Raw genomic sequence first — 19,902 nt, forward strand, 5'->3', positions numbered from 1 at the left:
AAAAGGCATTGTCCGTTCTTCGTGCGCGCGTTATTCGAGCCGCGAATCGGCGTGGAGTCGTTCTGCTCCGCGCCGGCCGCCGGCCGCACGGCGGGCGACGGCGATTTCCCGACTGTGCAGATCTACGAGGACTGACCATGAGAAAACCGGGCCTGGCGTCGAAGCGCGATTCCCAGACATCCGTCGGCGTCGCCGCGCGTGGCGCGATCGCGCTGACCGCGACGCTCGCGGCGCTATACGGCTGCAAGCCGGGCGGCGTGCCGCCCGCCTCGGGTCCGGCCCAGGTGACGGCGCAGCGCGTCGGCGCGCAGGCGGCGCCCGCGACGATGGAGTTCGTCGGCCAGACGCAAAGCGATCACGAGGTTGAAATCCGCTCGCGAGTGTCGGGCTTCCTCGTCAAGCGCAACTACGTGGAAGGCTCGGACGTGAAGGCCGGGCAACTGCTGTTCGAGATCGACCACCAGCCATTCCAGGTCCAGGTCGATGCGGCCAAGGCGGAGCTTGCGCAGCAGACGGCGCGGCTCGGGCGCGCGCGGGCCAATCTCGCGCGCGTGCAGCCGCTTGCCGCGCAGAACGCACTCAGCAAGAAGGATCTCGACGACGCCGTCGCGAGCGAGCATGAAGCGGCAGCCGCGGTCGATGCGGCGCGCGCGAACCTCGCGGCGAAGCAGCTCGACCTGTCCTACACGTACGTTCGTTCGCCGATCAACGGCGTCTCCAGTTTCGCTTCGCAGATGGAAGGCGCGTACGTCAATGCGCAGAACAGCCAGCTCACGAGCGTGTCGGCGCTGTCGCCGATGCGCGTGAATTTCAGCGTGTCGGAAAACCAGATGCTGCAACTGCAAAACGCGCGCAAGGAAGGGCGCCTGGTCGCGCCGCAGGACGGCCGCTACGAAGTCGAGATCACGTTGAGCGACGGCTCCGTCTATCCGGAGCGCGGCCGCATCACGTTCGCCGATTCGACCTATAGCCAGCAGACCGGCACGTTCCTCGTACGTGCGGAGATGCCGAATGCGAAGGCCGTGCTCAGGCCCGGGCAGTTCGTCCGCGCGCGCGTGCTGGGTGCGACGTTCCCGGCGGCGATTACCGTGCCGCAGCGCGCGGTGATGCACGGCCCGAAGGGCGATTTCGTGTACGTGGTCGAGTCGGCCGACAAGGGCGGGGCAGGCCAGGCGACCTTCAAGGCCGAGCAGCGCCCGGTGACCGTCGGCGAGACGGTCGGCGATCGCTGGTTGATCAGCGAGGGCCTGCAGAACGGAGAGAACGTCGTCGTCGACGGCGCGCTCAAGCTGAGTGCGGGTGCGCCCGTCGCGGTGTCGCGTCAGCTGCCGGCGGATGCGGCCGACGCGCCGGCATCCGGCACCGCCGCCGCGGCCGCCGCATCGGCGCCGTCGGCCACGCTTGCGAACCGCTGAGGAGACCGCCCATGCTATCCGCGTTTTGCGTGAAGCGGCCGGTGTTCGCGGTCGTCCTGTCGCTCGTCATCGTGATCGGTGGCCTCGTCGCGATGTTCAATCTTCCGATCGCGCAGTATCCGGAGCTGACGCCGCCGCAGGTCACCGTCACGGCGACCTATCCGGGCGCCGATTCGCAGACGGTCGCCGAAACGGTCGCCGCGCCGATCGAGACGCAGGTCAACGGCGTCGACAACATGATCTACATGCAGTCGACCAGTTCGCCCACCGGGCAGATGTCGCTGAACGTATATTTCGATACGGGCACCGATCCGGACATCGCGCAGGTCCAGGTGCAGAACCGCGTGAGTCTCGCGCTCGCGCAGTTGCCGACCGCCGTGCAGCAGAACGGCGTCAACGTGCAGAAGCGCTCGTCGAGCTTCCTGATGCTGATCGCGGTCTATTCGCCGGATGGACGCTACGACCAGCAGTACGTCGGCAACTACGCGAACCTGTACGTGCTCGACGCGATCAAGCGCGTGCCGGGCGCGAACCAGGCGCAGATCATGGGTGACGCGGATCTCGCGATGCGGATCTGGCTGAAGCCCGACCGGATGGCCGCGCTCGGCATCACGGCGACCGACGTGCAGAACGCGGTCGCGAGCTACAACCAGCAATACGGTGCGGGCAGCATCGGGCAGGCGCCGAGCCCGAAAGGCACGGTGCTGAGCTTTCCGATCGTGACGCCCGGACGCCTCGCGAAGCCGGCGGACTTCGACAACATCATCGTGCGCGCGGCGAGCCAGAACGCGGCCGCGGTGCGCGTGCGCGACATCGGCCACGCGGAGGTCGGGCTCAACAGCTACGCGCTGCGCTCGTCGCTCGACGGCAAGCCCGCGACCATCATCGCGGTGTACCAGCAGCCGGGTTCGAACGCGCTGCAGGTCTCGAAGGGCGTGCGCGACACGCTGGAGAAGATGCACGCGACGCTGCCGCAAGGCATCGCGACCAAGGTTTCGCTCGATACGACCGAGTTCGTGCGGGCGTCGATCGACGAAGTCGTGAAAACGCTCGTCGAGGCGATCGTGCTCGTCGTCGCCGTCGTGTTCGTGTTCCTGCAGAGCTGGCGCACGACCGTGATTCCGGTGATCGCGGTGTTCGTCTCGGTGATCGGCACGTTCGCGGGGCTGCTCGCGCTTGGCTTCTCGATCAACCTGCTGACGCTGTTCGCGCTGGTGCTCGCGATCGGCATCGTCGTCGACGATGCGATCGTCGTCGTCGAGAACGTCGAACGCAACATGCACGAGTTCAACCTGTCGCCGCGTGATGCGACGCTGCGGGCGATGGAGGAAGTGACGGGGCCCGTCATCGCGATCGTGCTCGTGCTGTCCGCGGTGTTCATCCCGGTCGCGTTCGTCAGCGGCACGACGGGGATGCTCTACAAGCAGTTCGCGCTGACGCTCGTCGTGTCGGTCGTGATCTCGGGGTTCGTCGCGCTGACGCTGTCGCCCGCGATGGCCGCGATGATCCTGAAACCGACGCACGGCAAGCCGTGGCGCATCTTCACCTGGTTCAACACGCGCTTCGAGCGCCTGACAGCCGGCTATACGGCGATGGTCCGCGCGGTGATGCGGCGTGCGCTGCTGTCGGTCGTGCTGTGCGGCGCGATGCTGGTGGCCGTGTGGGGGCTGTTCGCGCACATACCGAGCAGCTTCGTGCCGAACGAAGACCAGGGTTACGCGCTCGCGGCGATCTTCATGCCCGATTCGGCCAGCCTCGATCGTTCGCAGCAGACCACCGAGCAGGTCGCGGCGCTGTTCCGCAAGCATCCGGCCGTCGCGGATGCGTCCGCGCTGTCGGGCTACAGCTTCGTTGACGGGCAGTACAAGACCAATGCCGGCACCGTGTTCATCGCGCTGAAGGACTTCAAGGAGCGTTCGGGCAGCCTCGAACTGTCGATCCTCGGCGTGATGCGCTCGCTCGTGCCGCAACTGCGCGAGATCCAGGAGGCCGTCGTCGTGCCGGTCGCGCCGCCGTCGATTCCGGGGCTCGGTACGCAGGGCGGGTTCGAGTTCTGGGTGCAGAACCGCAGCGACGGGACGGCCGCGCAGCTCGAGGCGACGACGCGCGCGCTCATCGCGGCCGCGTCGAAGCGTCCGGAACTCGCGAAGCTGATGACGACGATCAAGTCGTCGTCGCGCCAGCTGCGCGTGGAGGCCGACAACGACAAGGCCGCCGCGCTCGGCGTGCCGATCTCGCAGGTGTATGGAACGCTGCAGACGTTGTTCGGCTCAGCCTACGTGAGCCAGTACACGCTCGACAGCCGGGTGTGGCAGGTGATCCTGCAGGCGGAGCCGCAGTATCGCGATCGCGTGCAGGACCTGCAGAACCTTTACGTGCGCCAGGGCGACAACAAGATGGTGCCGATCGCCGGGCTCGTGAAGGCGTCCTACATCAGCGGCCCCGATCTCCAGACGCGCTTCAACGGCTTTCCGGCGGCGAAGATTACCGGCGACGCGGCGGATGGCTACAGCTCAGGGCAGGCGATCGCCGCGATGGAGGAGGTCGCGCGCGCGACGTTGCCGCCCGGTTATGCATTCGCATGGAGCGGCGAGGCGTTCCAGGAGCAGAAGGCCGGGAACACGACGGTCGCCGTGTTCGCGTTCGGCATCGTGATGGTGTTCCTGATCCTGGCCGCACAGTACGAATCGTGGACGCTGCCGCTGTCGATCCTGACCGCCGTACCGTTCGGCATCTTCGGCGCGCTGGTGGCGATCTGGTTGCGTGGGCTCGAAAACGACGTGTATTTCCAGATCGGCCTCGTCACGCTGGTGGGGCTCGCCGCGAAGAACGCGATCCTGATCGTCGAATTCGCGGTGGAAAAGCGCAAGGAAGGGCTGAGCGCGCTCGAAGCGGCGATCGAAGCGGCGCGGCTGCGGCTGCGCCCGATCGTGATGACGTCGCTGGCGTTCATCCTCGGCGCGATTCCGCTCGCGATCGCGTTCGGTGCGGGCGCGAATGCGCGTCATTCGATCGGCACCGGCATCATCGGCGGGATGATCGCGGCGACGTCGCTCGCGCTGCTGTTCGTGCCGCTGTTCTTCAACCTGATTTCGCTGTTGGCCGAGCGTCTGTCGCGCGGGCCGCGGGCGCCGGATGCGGACGCGGGCGGCTCGGTTCCGCCGGGCGCGACGCTGTCCGGTGCGCAGCACGGCGAAGGAGACGCGCGATGAAGGCCCGTTACCTGACGTTGGCGCTGGCGGGATGCCTGTCGTTCGCCGGTTGCGCGATCGGCCCCGATTACGCGCGTGCGCCGACCGCCGCACCGGACGCATACCGCAATGCGCCCGCACCGTCGATGCAGGTCGATCCCGACATCGCGTGGTGGCGTGCGTTCGGCGATCCGGTGCTTGCGTCGCTCGTCGACGAGGCCGTGCGCAACAACTACGACGCGCGCGTCGCCGTGGCGCGGCTCGAACAATATCGCGGCCAGCTCGAAGCGGCGCGCGCCGGACTGTTTCCGCAGCTCGGCGCATCGTTCGGTGCGAGCCGTGAACGGCGCTCGGTGTTCGCCGGCACGCCGCTCGCGGGTTTCGACGAGCCGGGCAACCAGTTCCAGTTGCGCGGCAGCGTGAGCTGGGAAATCGATCTGTGGGGCAAGATCCGCCGTCAGACCGAGGCAGCCCGCGCGGACCTGTGGGCGGCCGAGTATGCGCGGCGCGGCGTGGCCTTGTCGCTCGCTGCGTCGGTCGCACAGGGATACCTGAACTTGCGCGGGCTCGACGCACAGCTCGCGATCGCGCAGCAGACGCTCGATTCACGCGCGCACGCGCTCGACATCTTCAAGCTGCGCTACGCGCACGGCGTGATCTCGGAGGTGGAGCTCAGCCAGGCACAGGACGACTACTATTCGACGCAGGCCGCCATTCCGCCGCTGCGCGCGAGCATCGCGCAGACGGAGAACGCGCTGTCGGTGCTGCTCGGCCGAGCGCCGGGCCCGATCGCGCGCGGCCAGCCGATCGGCGCGCTGACGCCGCCGCCGCTCGGCGCGGATACGCCGGTCGCGCTGGTGAACCGCCGGCCGGACCTGCTGCAGGCCGAGCAGACGGCGGTCGCGGCCAACGCGCTGGTCGGCGCCGCCGAGGCGCTCTACCTGCCGTCGCTCGATATCGGCGCGTTCATCGGGCAGGCAGCCGGCACGATGGGCGGGCTCTGGCACGGCGCGTCGCGCATCTGGGGGCTGTCGGCCGGCGTCGCGCAGCCGATCTTCGAGGGCGGTGCGATCCAGGGGCAGGTGCGTGCGGCGCGCTCGCAAAGCGAACAGGCGCGGCTCGCCTATCAGGGTGCCGTGTTGTCGGCGCTCGCGGAAGTCGACACGGCTTATGCGACGACGCGCGAGGCCGAGTCGCGGCTCGCGAGCCTCGACAACCAGCAGGACGCGCTGACGGTTTATTCGAAGCAGTCGAGTGCGCGGTACGAAAGCGGCTACTCGAGCTACCTGGAGGTGACGACCGCGCAGGAGAAACTGTTCAGCGCGCAACTCGCCGCGGTGCAGGGGCGCGTTGACTTGCTGAACGGCTATGTGACACTGTACAAGGCGCTGGGCGGCGGGTGGGGCGCGCTGCCGGACGACGTGCGCAGTGCCGGCGAGCCGTCGGTCGCGGCGCCCGCGCCGGCCGTGCCGCATCCACAGGGTGCCGTCTGATCGCCATGTGCGGCATGAAGGTGCGTGGCCAGGCGCGCGGTGGCAATCGTTTTTTGGGCGCCCGCCGGGCGCATGGATTGAACGCATGTTGAACCTGAAGGGACTGCGTGGGCGCCCGGCGACGGCGCCCGCATGGCTTGCGGCCTGTGTGCGGATCGTCGGCGCCGTCATCGCCGTTGCGTTTGCGCTGCCGGGCATGGCTGCCGCCGTATCCGGCCCGGCCGGCGCCACCGCGCCGGAGCCTGCCGAATTGCGCTTTTCCGGGCATACGGTCGTCGTGTTTCGCGGCGACGTGGCCGGCGCGCCGCCGCAGGCGCGTGCCGCACGGGCGCGCGCCATGCTCGATACCTTGCCCGAGGCGGCGCTCACCCTGCCGGTCGAGACGGCGGACGCGGCCCTCGGAGGTGTGACAGGCACGGTGTTCCGGCTCGGCAACCACCTCCTGTTCGTCGTCACGCGCGACGACGCCGATGCGGCGTCGTCCGAAACGACGGAGCAGCTCGTCGCGGCAACGCGCGAGAATCTCGCCGCGGCACTCGCGGCCCGGCGCGCGACGCTGCATTGGCCTAACCTGCTGCGCGGCGTGCTGTTCAGCATTGCCGCGACGTTCGTGCTGGCTGCCATCGTATGGGTCGTGCTGAAAATGCGCACGCTGCTGCAGGTGCGATTGCAGCGCACGCTCGAGGACGGCCTGCTGCGCCGGACCTCAACGCGCTTCGACTGGTCCGGCTCGGCGGTCCAGCTCGTGCGGCAGCTCGTCCAGCTCATCGCCGCGTTCCTGATCGGGCTCGCGGTGTATGCGTGGCTGATCTTCGTGCTCGACCGCTTTCCGGCGACGGAACAGGAAGGCGCGCGGCTGAGCGCGTTCCTGCTCGACCTGGCCGGCCGGATCGGCATGGCCGTCGTCGACGCGGTGCCGGGCATCGTGACCGTCATCGTGATCTTCCTGCTCACGCGCGCGGTGCAGAGCTTCGTCGCGAACCTGTTCCGTGCGATCCAGGGCGGCGGGCTGGCCGTGCCGGGCGTGCATCAGGAGACGATCGGCGCGACGCGCCGGCTCGTGTCGATCGGCATCTGGGTGCTGGGCATCACGTTCGCGTATCCGTATATCCCCGGTTCGCAGAGCGAAGTATTCAAGGGCTTGAGCGTGTTGCTCGGTTTCATGGTCACGCTCGGTTCGTCGGGGGTCGTCACGCAATTGATGGGCGGGATCGTGGTCGTCTATGCGCGTGCGCTGCGCAAGGGCGATTTCGTGAAGATCGGCGATACCACCGGTGTCGTGCTGGCGATCGACGCGCTGTCGGTGAAGATCGCGACCGTGCGCAACGAGGAAGTGACGATTCCGAATGCCGTCGTCGTGAACTCGGTCGTCGTCAATTACACGACGCGCCTGTCGGGGCGCAAGGCCAGTGTGTCCGCGTCGGTCACGATCGGCTACGACGCGCCGTGGCGGCAGGTGCGCGCGATGCTCGAGGAAGCCGCGCGCCGCACGCCGCACGTGCCCGCCGAGCCGGAGCCGCTGGTGCTGCAGACGAGCCTGTCCGACTACTACATCGAATACTCGCTGGTCGCGCCGCTCGATCGGCCGGAACTGCATCCGCGCGTGCAGTCGGACCTGCACGCGCATATCGTCGACGTGTTCAACGAGCACGGCGTGCAGATCATGTCGCCGCATTTCCGCGCGCAGCCGGACCAGTCCGTCGTCGTGCCGCAAGCGGACTGGTACCGGGCGCCGGCATCGACCGATCCCGCGCGCAACCGCTCGACGCCCGGCGACGCGGCGTAACGCTTTCGCGGGCGCGTCGTTTGGGCCGGATTCAGGCGATTCCGGCCCGGTCTCGGAATTTTCCGAGCGCTGCGACTCCGCCGGTCCGCCAGAATGAATCCATCCCAACCGATGGAGCCAGCGCCGAAGTCCGGTGCGATACGCACGATGACGCAACCCCGCCTTTCCGTTTCCGTTCCTGACGACGCGCGTGCCCTGCGGGCCGTGTCGTACGCGTCGGCCCGAGCGGACGTCGTCTCGTGACGACGATCTCCCGATCCCGTTCCGATTCGCAGCAGGACTGAATCGCGGCCCGCGTCGCCCGACGGCACGCGCTTGCGTTGCGCGATCGTTCGTCCTGCGTCCTGTTTCCGCGGCACACCGGTGCCGTGACATTGCCCGACTCGCGGCAAAGGAGAAAGAGATGAATACCCGACACATGAAGCGCATTGCCCGCAACGTGATCTCGGCCTGCATGATCGGGATCGTCGGCGGCACCGCGATGCTTGCCGCCGCGCCGTCTGCCGTGGCCGCCACGACGACCGCCACCGCAACGTCCGCAAGCTGGTCCCGCCAGCAACTCGATTCGGTGACGGCACCGATCGCGCTGTATCCCGATGCGCTGCTGTCGCAGATCCTGATGGCGTCGACCTATCCGTCCGAAGTCGTGCAGGCGGCCCACTGGCTGAATGCGCATCCGACGAAGGGCGGCGACGACGCGGTGAAGGCGGTCGCGTCGCAGCCGTGGGATCCGAGCGTCCAGTCGCTGATGGCCGTGCCGTCGGTGCTCGCGATGATGGGCGGCAAGCCCGACTGGGTGCATCAGCTCGGCAGCGCGTTCCTTGCGGATCCGAACGGCGTGATGGATTCGGTGCAGCGCCTGCGCGCCAGTGCGCGGGCCGCCGGTCACCTGAGTACGACGGCGCAACAGACGGTCGTGGTCCAGCAAACCGGTCCCACGGAAACGATCGTGATCAAGCCGACCAACCCGCAGGTGGTCTACGTGCCGACTTACGATCCGACGGTGGTGTACGGCGTCTGGGCCTATCCGGCCATGCCGCCCGTCTATCTGCCGCCGCCTCCGGGGTATGCGTTCGCGTCCGGCGTGGCCGCAGGCGTCGGTTTCGGCATCGGCATCGCGGTAACCGATGCGTTGTGGGGCAATTGCGACTGGAACAACCACAACGTCAACATCAACGTGAACCACTACAACCATATCAACGTGAATCACCCGATCACCGCGCACGGCTCGACGACATGGCGACACGACTCGATCCGCAGCGCGGGCATCGATCGCGGCGGCTGGTCGCGTGGCCTCGCGCACCCGGGCGGCCCGGGGCCGGTGGATCCCGCGCGCCGGACCGGCTTCGCGCCGAACGATTCGGCCCGTGCGCGGGCGCAGCAGGTGCTCGGCGCCCGCACGGGCGAACCGGTTTCCGGCAGCGCGATGCAGCGGGTCCAGGGCATGCACGACACGCGCCCGGTTGCGCAGCGCGGTCGCGCCGACGAAGGGATGACATCGCACGCGGTCGGGCGTGGCGAGTCGGGGCGCGTGAGCGGCCGCGCGATGACGGTGGCCGCCAATCATCCGACGCTCGCACATGGGGCCGAATCCTACGGCAGGATCGAGCGCGGCGCGTTTCACGGGCTCGCGGCACGCGGACGCTTCATGCGCGGCTGATCGCCGTGGTGTCGGTTCGCGACACGGCGAAACGGCCCTGCGCGATGCGCGGGGCCGAACGGCCTGCCGAGCGGTTGCGGGCGCAACCATTGCGGAATGAAGGCGCGTATTGCTGCAATGCGAAACGGTTGAGCGATATCGTGACCGGCCGATGTAACCCTGGCCAATTCCGGGAATTAGAGTGCCGCGGCTTGCCAGCCGGATGGTGTTCTGAGAGGATCGGCGCACATAAGAACCGATCGAACAAACAACAAATACAGGCCCACTGGACATGCACGATCTCAATCCACGGCGTTTGAATCATCTGGTTGCGCTCAGCGAGGAGGGCAGTTTCGCGAAGGCCGCCGCGCGTGTGCATCTCAGCCAGCCGGCGCTCAGCCGGAGCATCCAGTCGCTAGAGGACGAACTGGGTGTCAGGCTGTTCGATCGCGCGGCGCGCGGCGTGACGGCCACGGCTGCCGGCGTGATGGTCGTCGACCGTGCGAAGCGTGTGCTGTTCGAGGCCCGCCGCCTCGAGCGCGACGTCGAGCTGCTGAAGGCGAACGAGATCGGCGATCTCTCGATCGGGCTGGGCCCCTACGTCGCCGAAATCCTGTTGCCGGATCTCCTCGTCGAATTCGCGAAGCGTTACCCGCGCATCAGCGTGCGGGTGCATGTATCCGACGGCGCGGCGCTGCTCGGCGGCTTGCTCGACGAAAAACTCGACCTGATCGTGACCGACCAGCGCGGGCTGCTCGCGAATTCGAGGCTCTCGATTCATCTTCTGCCGCGCCAGCAAGCATCGCTGTATGTGCGGGAGACGCATCCGCTGCTGGCGCGCGACCGGATCGTGATGACCGATCTGCGCGACTATCCGATCGTGTCGGTGCCGGTGCCGCCTTATCTGCTGGCGGCCGTGAGGCGTGTGCTGAAGCTGCGTCCGCACGAGGAATTCCGCCTGCAGTCCGAATGCAACGACGTGTCGGTCCTGAAAGGCGTGGTGCGGCGCACCGACGCGATCATGTTCGCCACTGCTGCGACGGTGACGCCGGATGCGGACGGCACGCTCGTCCCGCTGCGTCCGGTCGACAGTCCGGAGATGGGGCTCGAATTCGGGCTCGCGTATCTGGCCGATCGAACGTTGTCTCCCGCATCGGAGACGGCCCTGATGATGATCCGCGACACACTGCGCATGTGACGTGGCCGCGCGATGCGCGACCGGTTACGCGTCGCTGTCTGCCTGCGGCCGCGCGTGTTGCTCGATCCGGGCGTCGATCGCGTCGCCGAGCCGTGCCAAGGCTGCTTGGACGGCGGGCTCGAGTTCGGACAGCGGTGAGCCTTCGTCGAGTGCGCGTTGCTCGGCGAGCCGGCACGTGTGCTCGGCCGAGTGCGCACCGATCAGCGTCAGCGGGCCGCACAGGCGATGCAGGATCGCGCGGAATGAGGACCGGTTGTTCGACGCGGCGGCGGCAGAGAGCCGCAGGCCGTCATCGCGATTCGCTTCGGCGATTTTCGTCAGCAGTTGCCGTTCCGCATCGACGTCGCCGGCGGTGATGCGTTCGATGGCGGCGGCGTCGAGCAGGATTTCGGCGGTCGCGTCCCGCACCGGGATGTCGGCTGCCTGGAGCGGAGCGGTACAGGTCACGCCCAACAGACGCTCGAGGTGTTCGGCGAGGTCGCGCAAGCCGAGCGGCTTGCGGACGCAGTCGTCCATGCCGGCCGCCCGCGCTCGATCGACGAGCCCCGGCTGAATGTCGGCGGTGCAACCGATGATCGCGACCGGCGTGCCGTGCCCATGCGCTTCGTCGTCGCGAATGGCACGCGCGAGCGCGTAGCCCGTCATGCCCGGCATGTAGCAATCCGTGACGACGACGTCGGGGCGATCCTGCTTCCATTGCGACAACGCGGACGATCCGTCGGCGGCGCAGGCGACCCGGAACCCGAGATGGGTCAATTGCCGTTCGAGGATGAAGCGATTCGCGGGATGGTCGTCGACGATCAGCGCCGTGCGCCCGGCGAAACGCTGCCGCAGCGCGTCGGACGATGCGCGAGGCGAGTGCGTTGACGCGGGGATGGCGGCGGCATGGGCGCGCAGCGTGAAGCGAACGGCGGTGCCGACGCCGGGCGTACTCGTCAGCGACAGTTCGCCGCCCATCAGGTCGGCGAGCCGGCGGCAGATCGACAGGCCGAGCCCGCTGCCGCCGTAGCGCGGGCCGATATCGGCGGCGGCCTGGCTGAACGGTTCGAACAGGCGCGCCTGCTGGTCGGGCGTGATGCCGATCCCGGTGTCGGTCACGTCGACGTCGATGCCGACGGTGTCGCCGTCCCGCGACAGGCGGGCGCTCAGCGCGACTTCGCCTTCCTGCGTGAATTTCACCGCGTTTGACAGCAGGTTGCTGAGAATCTGGCGGAAGCGAACCGGATCGATCAGCACGCCGCCTGCGTCGCCACCGTCGATGTCGACGCGAAAGCCGACCTGACGCTGACGCGCAACCCCCGCGAAGATCGCGGCGACACCCCGGATCAGCGCCGCGCAATCGGTCGGCTCGGCGTGCAGTTCGAGCTTGCCCGACTCGATCCGGGACAGGTCGAGGATGTCGTCGATCAATGCGAGCAGGCTGCGCGCCGCTTCCTGCGCGGCGTCGAGCGACACCTGCCGGCGCTCGGCCGGCTCGTCGGTTTCGCCGAGCAGTTCGAGCACACCCAGCACGGCATTCATCGGCGTGCGGATTTCATGGCTCATGGTCGCGAGGAACGTCGATTTCGCGCGGTTGGCGTCTTCCGCTGCCAGCTTGGCCGTTTCGAGCTGCGCTTCCGCGCGCTTGCGTCGTGCGATCTGTCGGCGCAGCCGGTGGTTCCAGACCAGGAACAGGATCGCGAGCACGGCGATACCCGCGACGAATGCGAGCACCTCGGGCCTGCGCCGGTCCCAGCGCGACGGGATCCGGACGTCGGCTCGCCATTGCTCGCGCAACGCGTCCATGCGCGGCGCGGGAATCGACGCCAGCCCGCGGTCCAGCAGCGTCGCGAGCGGCGCATCCTGGGCGCGCACCGCGAACGCGAGCTGCACGGGTGCGTCGCCGGCCCGGCCGACGATCGCGAGGCGCGTCTGGAAGCGCTGGTCGATCACGTAGCTCGCCGTCACGATGTTGGTGACGAACGCATCGGCCTTGCCGCGTTCGACCCGCTCGGCGGCGGCCCATGCGTCGTCGGCGCGTTCGACGTTGACGCCGTCTGCCGACAGCGTAGCGAAAAGGCCGCCCGATCCGGGCGCGACCACAATGCGGCGGCCGCGCAGCGACGCGAGATCGCCGAAGGTCTGGCCGGCGCGTGCGACGATCACGGCCGGCGTCGATGCGTACGGCGTGGTGGTCGTCCAGCCGGCGGGCGCGTGGCCGGCCTCGTCGACCATCATCGCCGGAATGTCCGTCGGCACGGCGGCGCCCGGCGCGATCGGCACGCGCACCGGATCGAATCCGGCACGCGCGCCGATCAGGTCGAGCAGGTCAGCGGCGAAACCGGCGACCGTGTCCGAACCGGTTGCCACCGCGAACGGCGGGACATCGGCGGGCGCCGCGAACCGCACGTCATGGTGCGCCGCGATCCAGTCGCGCTCGCGCTGCGACGGCACAAAGCGTGTGCCGAGCGCATAGTGTGTGCCGAGGCCTTCCCAGCGCGTGCGAATCGCGGCGCGGTCGGTGGCGGAAATCGTCGCCAGCGCCGCATCGATCATCTGCACGAGCGGCGCATTGCGCGGGAGGGCCGCGAACCGGAAATCGTCGCCGTCGAGCAACGCATCGCGCGTGATCGCGACGTTCTGCAACTGCTGCCGCTCGATCAGGTAGTTGAGCGCCGTTGCGTTGCCGATGCATACGTCGGCCTCGCCGAATGCAACGGCCGCGAGCGCACGCTCGAGCGTCGGGTAGGCGCGCGGCGTCATCGACGGATACGCGCGCCGCAATTCGTCGGGGTCGCCGTCCCCCGAGACGTACGCGATCGCGGCAGGGCCGGCGTGTTCGCGGATCGCAAAGGCCGGATGATCGATCCGTGTGGCCAGGACCAGCTTGTTGGCGAAATAAGGCGCGCTGGTCATGCGCGTGCGATCGGCAGGGTTGCGCCGGGCAGTCGTCGCGAGATCGACTTGCCCGTCGGCCAGTGCGGCATCGAGCGACGCGCGGTCGGGAAACGCGATCACCGACACGCGGGCGGGCAGGCTGTCCGCGAGCGCGCCCAGATACTCGGCGGAAATGCCGACGTAACCGCCGTTCGCGTCGACGAGGTCGAGCGGGCCGAGTGCGCCGGGCACCGTGCCGACGCGAATCGCGTCGTGATGGTCTGCGAGCCACGCGCGCGCCGTGGTCGACAGCGGCATGGGGGTGTGCGCGTTGGTGTCGTGCGCGACGAGCTTCAACTCGGTCTGCGCCGACGCGATACCGACCGCGCAGACGAACGACGCGACGCAGGTGAGCAGTCTGGGCCAACTGGTCCGGAGCACGCGCATCGGTCAGATCAGTCGATGGGACCGGGCGAGCGCCGCCAGGTCGACGACGCTTTTGACGCCGAGCTTGCCGAGGATGTTGGTCTTGTGCGTACTGACGGTCTTGCCGCTCAACGACAGGATTTCGGCGATTTCCTTGTTGCTGCAACCTTTCGCGAGATACCGGAAGATCACCTGTTCCCGCTCGCTGAGTCGTGCGAGCGGCGAACCGGCGGCGTCGCCCGGTGCGGTATTGGCGATGGCTTCGGGAAAGCAGCTGAATCCCGACAGCACGGCCTTGGCACCGTTCAGGATGTGCGATGCGTCATTCGATTTCTCGACATAGCCATTCGCACCGAGCGCCCGGCAGCGCGCCGCGACCAGTTCGCCGGGCTGCGACGACATCACGAGAATCCGCACATCGCGATCCGACGTACGAATCCTCTCGATCAGGTCGAGCCCGTTGAGGCCGGCCAGTTCGATATCGACGATCAGCAGGTCGAGCTCGTCGCGATGACGGCGATAGAGCGCGAGCGCATCGTTGCCGTCGCCCGACGATCCGATGACCTTGATCATCGGATCCTGCTCAAGCACCATCGTGATCGCCATGACCATCACCGGGTGGTCGTCCACCACCAGGACCTTGAACATACGCAGACCTCGATCGGAAAAAAGTCGCGGCGCCGGACAGACGGCGCCGCGTTCGATTTTATTACGATAAGGTCGACGATTTCATCGCGGCGTGCATGCGATCGCAATCTTGGGTGCGATGCGCATCGCGCAGGTGGTTGCGGTCGCAACGAAGCCGGCGCCGTGCGACCAACCGGGCCATGCACCAATGAAAATTCCGCCGGACGGGATGCCCTGTCCGGCGGAAAAAAGCGATCGGGCTTCGCGTCGTCGGTGACGACCCCGTGCACGGCCCTCCAGCCAGCCCGTCGCTGCTTTTTTGTCTTTCGTTCTTGTTGTTGTTATGCGGTCTCCCCGAGCGTGCCCGTCGTTATGGGTGGCCGGGATCGAACACGATCCCGTCGAATTCGAGCGACAGCATGCCGCTGCGCAGCAGGGCGGCCGGCGTCGCGGCCCGGTCGGCACCGATCACGTCGCTCACGTACTGCGCGCAGAACCCGCGCCGCGCCCGCAGGTTGAAGCGGCTGCCGAGCAGCGCGTCGATCCGCTGTTCGGCCGTCGCATGGGCCCGGCGCTGCGCGTCGGTAGTCGATGCCGCGACGCGGCGCGCCAGCGCGATGCGTCCGCCGTCGGTCCGGGCGACGAAGCGCGACAGCGGCGTGAGTTTCGTCCACGCCAATGCGGGCTCGGCGATCACGGGTTCGTCGCCCGACGTGTCGACGACGATCCCGAAGCGGTTGGTCCACGCGCCCGTCGCGCCGGCAGCATCGCGCGGCGTACCGGCCGGCACGCGGATGAACACGAGATCCCCGACATGCGCGCCGGCGGCCAGCGTGCGGACGGTGGCGAGCGGCATGGTGCGATCCGTATCGCGTGCATCGCGCGGTGCGGTGTGCTGCGTTTCGTAGGCGGCGGTTTCGGTTCGGGTGGCCATTTCGGCTCCGTCGTTGAGTGACAGGACGGAGCGGATTATGCAGACAAGTATCCAAAAGTGTTCATCCGCATGCGCAGGTAGCCTAATATCTGACCTCGAGCATCGTTTTTCGATACCAAAATGACCGAAACCGCCCAACTCATCGAAACGCTGAAGCGCCAGTTGAAGGCGCAGGGAATGACCTACCGCGACGTTGCGCGCGCACTCGACGTATCCGAGACCAGCGTGAAGCGGCTGTTCGCGAGCGGCCGCTTTACGCTGGAGCGCGTCGCGGAGATCGCGCAGTTGCTCGGTTATACGCTGGCCGAGCTCGTGCAGGAGGCGTCGGCGTCGGCGCCGAGGCTGCACGTGCTGACCGAGCAGCAGGAGGCGCTGCTCGTGTCGGACGAAAAACTGCTGCTCGTCGCCGTGTGCGCAATCAACTACTGGACCGTGCAGGACATCGTGTCGGCCTATCGCGTGACGAAGGCCGAGTGCGTGAAGTACCTGCTGATGCTCGACCGGATGAACGTGGTCGCGCTGCTGCCGGGAGACCGGATACGCGTGCGCGTCGCGCGCGATTTCGACTGGCTGCCGGGCGGGCCGATCCGCCGTTATTTCCATGCGCACGCGCTCGGCGATTTCCTCGACAGCCGCTTCGACGGCGCGGGCGAGACGATGACGTTCTCGCAAGGGATGCTGACCGAGGCTGCCGCCGCGGAACTGGAGCTGGAACTGCGCCGGCTGCGCAGCAAGGCGGCCGCGCTGCATGCGGAGTCGTCGTCCGCGCCGCTCGGGCAGAAGCACGGGACGGGCTTGCTGATCGCGAAGCGGATCTGGGAGCCGTCCGGTTTCCAGGCGCTGCGGCGCGACGCGTGATGCATCACCGATTGCTTGGGGATATCCGGAAAGTTATGCAAAATGGCATTTCACTCGCACTCGCATAACTCCCCGTTATGAATAACCGTATCGCCGACGGCCGCGTCAAGTTCCGGCACCTGCAGTGCTTTCTCGCGGTCGCGCAGTTGGGCGGCGTGCAGAAGGCGGCGGAAAGCCTGTCGATCACGCAGCCGGCCGTCTCGAAGACGATCGCCGAACTGGAAGCGATCCTCGGCGTGAAGCTGTTCGAGCGCGGCCGGCACGGCGCGCAGCCGACCCGCGAAGCGCAGTTGTTCATGCCGCACGCGAACGCGTGCGTGCTGGCGCTGCGGCAGGGCGTGGGGTTGCTCGCGCGCGAGGGCGGGGCCGCCGCCGCGACGCTGGAAATCGGCATGCTGCCGACCGTCGCGGCATCGCTCGCGCCGGCGCTGATGAAGGCGCTGGCCGAGCGCTGGCCGCGCATCGTCGTGCGGATCGCGACGGCCGCGAACGCCGATCTGCTCGAGCGGCTGAAGGCCGGCGCGATCGAATGCGCGATCGGGCGGCTGTCGGAGCCAGAGCGGATGATCGGGCTCGCGTTCGAGCAGTTGTACAACGAGCCGCTCGTTGCGGTGGTGCGCGCCGGGCATCCGCTGCTGTCGAGCGCGGCGCCGGCCACCGAGCTCGCGCGTTATCCGGTCGTGCTGCCTCCGTTCGGCACGCTGATCCGCCAGTCGGCCGAGCAACTGCTCGGCGCATGCGGCGTGCCGCCGCTGGATTCGTTCATCGAGGTGCTGTCGGTATCGGTCGCGCGCGCGCTGGCACTCGAGAACGACGCGGTGTGGTTCGTGCCGCTCTATGCGGCCGAATACGATCTGTCGGCCGGTGCGCTGGCGCGCCTGCCGCTGCCGTCGGCGGGCACCGACGAACCGGTCGGGCTCGTCCTGCGCACCGACGCGCAGCCGTCGCCGGTCGCGCGGACGCTGATCGATGCCGTGCGCGACATCGCGCGGTCGCGGTTCGGCGATACGCGCCGGGACCGGACGCCGCGCACCGCGCGCAAGCCGGCTCGCCGCGATCGTTGACGCGCCGTGCCGGGCGGCAAGCCCGGCTCATTCCCTTTCCGTGTGGGCGGATCGGCCATCCGGCCAGTAGCCGGTCTCGCGGTGCTTGGCATATCGTATCGTTTTTGGTACGATTGGTGACAAGACGATGGCGAGACAGCAGATTCAGGTCACGCTCGGCGTGCGGTTCTTCCGCACGGCCGCGGCAACGAGCCGGTGCGCGAATGGCTCAACGCGCTGGGGCAAGCGGAGCGAAGGTTGATCGGCGAAGAGATCAAGACCGTTCAACTCGGCTGGCCGCTCGGCATGCCGGTGGTCCGGAAGATGGCGAAGGGTCTGTGGGAGATCCGCGTGATGCTGCCGGGGCGGAGCGCGCGCGTGATGTTCACGGTCGTCGGCGACACGATGGTTCTGCTGCACGGCTTCTTCAAGCAGTCGCGGGCCACGCCGTCGGACGATCTCGACGTCACCGTCGCGCGCCTGAAAGCGCTGACGCACGCCATCTGAATTTCCCGGTTGTGCCGGAACGTACCGTCCTCGACGGTCGGGCAACCGGCAACGCCATGCACTGGAGTACGACATGACGAGCACGAACAATCCGCATATCGGCAGCGACTTCGATGCCTTCCTCGAGGAGGACGGCAATCTCGAAGCGGCCACCGCCACCGCGATCAAGCGCGTGATCGCGTGGCAGATCGGGCAGGAAATGAAGGCACAGCACATCACGAAAACCGCGATGGCCGCGCGGATGAAAACCAGCCGTGCCGCGCTCAACCGGCTGCTCGACGAAACCGACACGAGCCTCACGCTGGCGACGCTCGCGAGCGCGGCCACCGCGCTCGGCAAACGGCTCAGTTTCGAACTGGTGTCGGCCTGACGGCGTGACGAATCGGCGCGCGGTTGGTTTGCGGCGACCGTCCGCACGATGTGCGCGGTGAATTGGCGGGTGATTCGACCTGCGATTCGGTTTGCGATTCACCGGCGCGTTGCCGCGCACGAGCGGGCATCAGCTCATGCGCACACGCCGTGTCACTTGCGCCGTGTCATTTGCGCGGTCCGCTCACCTGCAGATACAGCAGCGCACCGCCCGCGAGCAGCAGCGGGCACAGCAAATACCATCCGGTCGTCAGGAACAGCCCGGCGACCGCGACCAGCGAAATCCATGCGCAGCGGTAAGCGATGCCGCCGCGCGGCAGCAATTTCAGCGCGGCAGCCGCGCCGAGCCCATACACCATCACGAAGCATCCGGACGTGACGAGCACGAGCGGTTTCGGTCCGACGTCCGAGATGATCGTCGCGGCCAGCGCGACGGCCGCGAGCGCGGCGATCACGCCGAGGCTGCGGCGCGGGACGCCGCCGACCTGGCTGCCTTGCGCGAGCCACGCAGGCAACGCGCCGTCGCGCCCAAGCGCCGCGCCAAGCTTGGCGGCGCCCGCGAAATACGCGTTCATCGTGCCGAGCGTGAGCAGCACCGCGGCCGCGGCGGCCAGCACCTGCGCGTGACCGCCGATGCCGCCCGCGATCAGTTCGCCGAGCGGCGCGCCCGATGCGCCCGCGGACGGCCCGAGCACCATCACGCTCGCCGCGGCGACCGACAGATACAGGAACCCGACGACCACGACCGCGATGCCGGCCGAGCGCGGCATGTCGTGCGCGGGCCGGCGGAATTCGGCGGCGAGATGCGTGATCGCCTCCCAGCCCGCGAAGCTCCATACGAGCAGCGCGGCGGCCTGGCCGACCGCGAGCCAGCCGTGCGGCGCGAACGGATGCAGGTTCGCGGTGCGCGCATGCGGCGCGGACGCGAACACCGCGGCGACCAGCAGCGTGACCAGCAGCGCGGACAACACGAGCTGCATGCGGCCCGATACGGTGACGCCGAATGCATTCGCGGCCGACACGGTCGCGATCAGCGCGGCGGCCGTGACGATGATCGTCGTATGCCCGCCGCCCGTGACGGCCGCGACGTACGCGCCGCCGAACATCGCGGCAGCCGGCGCGCCGGCCGGCACCGCGAAGTAGAAGCACCAGCCGACGATCGCCGCGGCTTTCGGTCCGAATGCACGCCGCGCGTAGGTCGATACGCCGCCCGCGTCGGGATAACGCGCACCGAGTGCGGCGAAGGTGGCCGCGAGCGGCCCGGACAGCACGACGAGCGCGGCCCACGCGAGCAGCGACGCAGGGCCCGCGACCTCGGCGGCCAGCGCGGGCAACGCGATCACGCCAGTGCCGAGCACCGCGCCGATATACAGCGCGGCGCCCTGGAAAATCGTCAGCGAGCCGGCGTGATGGGCGGTGGGCGAATCGGCATGTGAAGGCATTGGCGGCAGTCTCCGGAAGTGTTGTTGTGTTCGGGCGCGGGGGCCCGCGCGGTCAATCGTTCGATGCTACCCGAACGATGACGGCAGCGCGGCCCGGCGATCAGTAGTCTGCGTGGTG

13 protein-coding genes and 1 pseudogene are annotated in these 19,902 nt (G+C 68.2%); 10 read left to right on the plus strand and 4 right to left on the minus strand.

The window, feature by feature from the left end; translation table 11 throughout:
• Nucleotides 1–137 precede the first annotated feature (137 nt).
• From ACN22W_RS20825 to ACN22W_RS20850, 6 genes are all read left to right on the plus strand, one after another.
• Entirely contained in the window at nt 138–1,415 is a 1,278-nt protein-coding gene (locus ACN22W_RS20825) for an efflux RND transporter periplasmic adaptor subunit (protein ID WP_343495348.1), read from the plus strand.
• Between the two features lie 11 nt (nt 1,416–1,426).
• Nucleotides 1,427–4,627, plus strand: coding sequence for an efflux RND transporter permease subunit (locus ACN22W_RS20830; protein WP_419689236.1), 3,201 nt, complete (start codon nt 1,427–1,429; stop codon nt 4,625–4,627).
• Nucleotides 4,624–6,099, plus strand: coding sequence for an efflux transporter outer membrane subunit (locus tag ACN22W_RS20835; RefSeq protein ID WP_419689237.1), 1,476 nt, complete (start codon nt 4,624–4,626; stop codon nt 6,097–6,099). The genes ACN22W_RS20830 and ACN22W_RS20835 overlap by 4 nt, the downstream gene beginning before the upstream one ends.
• A gap of 85 nt (nt 6,100–6,184) precedes the next feature.
• Nucleotides 6,185–7,885 (plus strand): mechanosensitive ion channel family protein, encoded by a 1,701-nt coding sequence (locus ACN22W_RS20840; RefSeq protein WP_419689238.1) that lies wholly within the window; start codon nt 6,185–6,187, stop codon nt 7,883–7,885.
• Nucleotides 7,886–8,288: 403 nt separating this feature from the next.
• Entirely contained in the window at nt 8,289–9,545 is a 1,257-nt protein-coding gene (locus ACN22W_RS20845; RefSeq protein ID WP_419689239.1) for a DUF3300 domain-containing protein, read from the plus strand.
• 295 nt (nt 9,546–9,840) lie between these two features.
• Complete coding sequence (locus tag ACN22W_RS20850) at nt 9,841–10,722, plus strand: LysR family transcriptional regulator (protein WP_419689240.1); 882 nt, start codon at nt 9,841–9,843, stop codon at nt 10,720–10,722.
• A gap of 24 nt (nt 10,723–10,746) precedes the next feature.
• On the opposite strand, the gene ACN22W_RS20855 is transcribed toward ACN22W_RS20850, so the two are convergent.
• From ACN22W_RS20855 to ACN22W_RS20865, 3 genes are all read right to left on the minus strand, one after another.
• On the minus strand, nt 10,747–14,019 hold the full coding sequence (locus ACN22W_RS20855; RefSeq protein WP_419689241.1) for an ATP-binding protein: 3,273 nt from the start codon (nt 14,017–14,019) through the stop codon (nt 10,747–10,749).
• Between the two features lie 9 nt (nt 14,020–14,028).
• Complete coding sequence (locus ACN22W_RS20860; RefSeq protein ID WP_419689242.1) at nt 14,029–14,652, minus strand: response regulator; 624 nt, start codon at nt 14,650–14,652, stop codon at nt 14,029–14,031.
• Nucleotides 14,653–15,001: 349 nt separating this feature from the next.
• A complete protein-coding gene (locus ACN22W_RS20865) occupies nt 15,002–15,565 on the minus strand; it encodes a YiiX/YebB-like N1pC/P60 family cysteine hydrolase (protein WP_419689243.1) in 564 nt (187 codons plus the stop codon).
• A 120-nt stretch (nt 15,566–15,685) separates the two neighbouring features.
• Here ACN22W_RS20865 and ACN22W_RS20870 point away from each other — a divergent pair, with 120 nt between their 5' ends.
• From ACN22W_RS20870 to ACN22W_RS20885, 4 genes and pseudogenes are all read left to right on the plus strand, one after another.
• A complete protein-coding gene (locus ACN22W_RS20870) occupies nt 15,686–16,423 on the plus strand; it encodes a helix-turn-helix domain-containing protein (RefSeq protein ID WP_419689244.1) in 738 nt (245 codons plus the stop codon).
• A 77-nt stretch (nt 16,424–16,500) separates the two neighbouring features.
• Nucleotides 16,501–17,487: a pca operon transcription factor PcaQ gene (gene pcaQ / locus ACN22W_RS20875; RefSeq protein ID WP_412024725.1), complete on the plus strand. Its 987-nt coding sequence runs from the start codon at nt 16,501–16,503 to the stop codon at nt 17,485–17,487.
• A gap of 127 nt (nt 17,488–17,614) precedes the next feature.
• Nucleotides 17,615–17,973, plus strand: a pseudogene (locus tag ACN22W_RS20880) (type II toxin-antitoxin system RelE/ParE family toxin).
• Nucleotides 17,974–18,046: 73 nt separating this feature from the next.
• Entirely contained in the window at nt 18,047–18,343 is a 297-nt protein-coding gene (locus tag ACN22W_RS20885; protein WP_048245468.1) for an XRE family transcriptional regulator, read from the plus strand.
• A 166-nt stretch (nt 18,344–18,509) separates the two neighbouring features.
• On the opposite strand, the gene ACN22W_RS20890 is transcribed toward ACN22W_RS20885, so the two are convergent.
• Complete coding sequence (locus tag ACN22W_RS20890) at nt 18,510–19,784, minus strand: APC family permease (RefSeq protein WP_419689245.1); 1,275 nt, start codon at nt 19,782–19,784, stop codon at nt 18,510–18,512.
• Between the last annotated feature and the right edge of the window lie 118 nt (nt 19,785–19,902).

The organism is Burkholderia theae (assembly GCF_048565265.1).
Taxonomy (GTDB): domain Bacteria; phylum Pseudomonadota; class Gammaproteobacteria; order Burkholderiales; family Burkholderiaceae; genus Burkholderia; species Burkholderia theae.

Coding starts and splice junctions, on each gene's coding strand:
- ACN22W_RS20885 (WP_048245468.1), top strand. CDS start 18,047: ATGACGAGCACGAACAATCCGCATATCGGCAGCGACTTCGATGCCTTC.
- ACN22W_RS20840 (WP_419689238.1), top strand. CDS start 6,185: ATGTTGAACCTGAAGGGACTGCGTGGGCGCCCGGCGACGGCGCCCGCA.
- ACN22W_RS20860 (WP_419689242.1), bottom strand. CDS start 14,652: ATGTTCAAGGTCCTGGTGGTGGACGACCACCCGGTGATGGTCATGGCG.
- ACN22W_RS20890 (WP_419689245.1), bottom strand. CDS start 19,784: ATGCCTTCACATGCCGATTCGCCCACCGCCCATCACGCCGGCTCGCTG.
- ACN22W_RS20845 (WP_419689239.1), top strand. CDS start 8,289: ATGAATACCCGACACATGAAGCGCATTGCCCGCAACGTGATCTCGGCC.
- pcaQ (WP_412024725.1), top strand. CDS start 16,501: ATGAATAACCGTATCGCCGACGGCCGCGTCAAGTTCCGGCACCTGCAG.
- ACN22W_RS20830 (WP_419689236.1), top strand. CDS start 1,427: ATGCTATCCGCGTTTTGCGTGAAGCGGCCGGTGTTCGCGGTCGTCCTG.
- ACN22W_RS20870 (WP_419689244.1), top strand. CDS start 15,686: ATGACCGAAACCGCCCAACTCATCGAAACGCTGAAGCGCCAGTTGAAG.
- ACN22W_RS20865 (WP_419689243.1), bottom strand. CDS start 15,565: ATGGCCACCCGAACCGAAACCGCCGCCTACGAAACGCAGCACACCGCA.
- ACN22W_RS20835 (WP_419689237.1), top strand. CDS start 4,624: ATGAAGGCCCGTTACCTGACGTTGGCGCTGGCGGGATGCCTGTCGTTC.
- ACN22W_RS20825 (WP_343495348.1), top strand. CDS start 138: ATGAGAAAACCGGGCCTGGCGTCGAAGCGCGATTCCCAGACATCCGTC.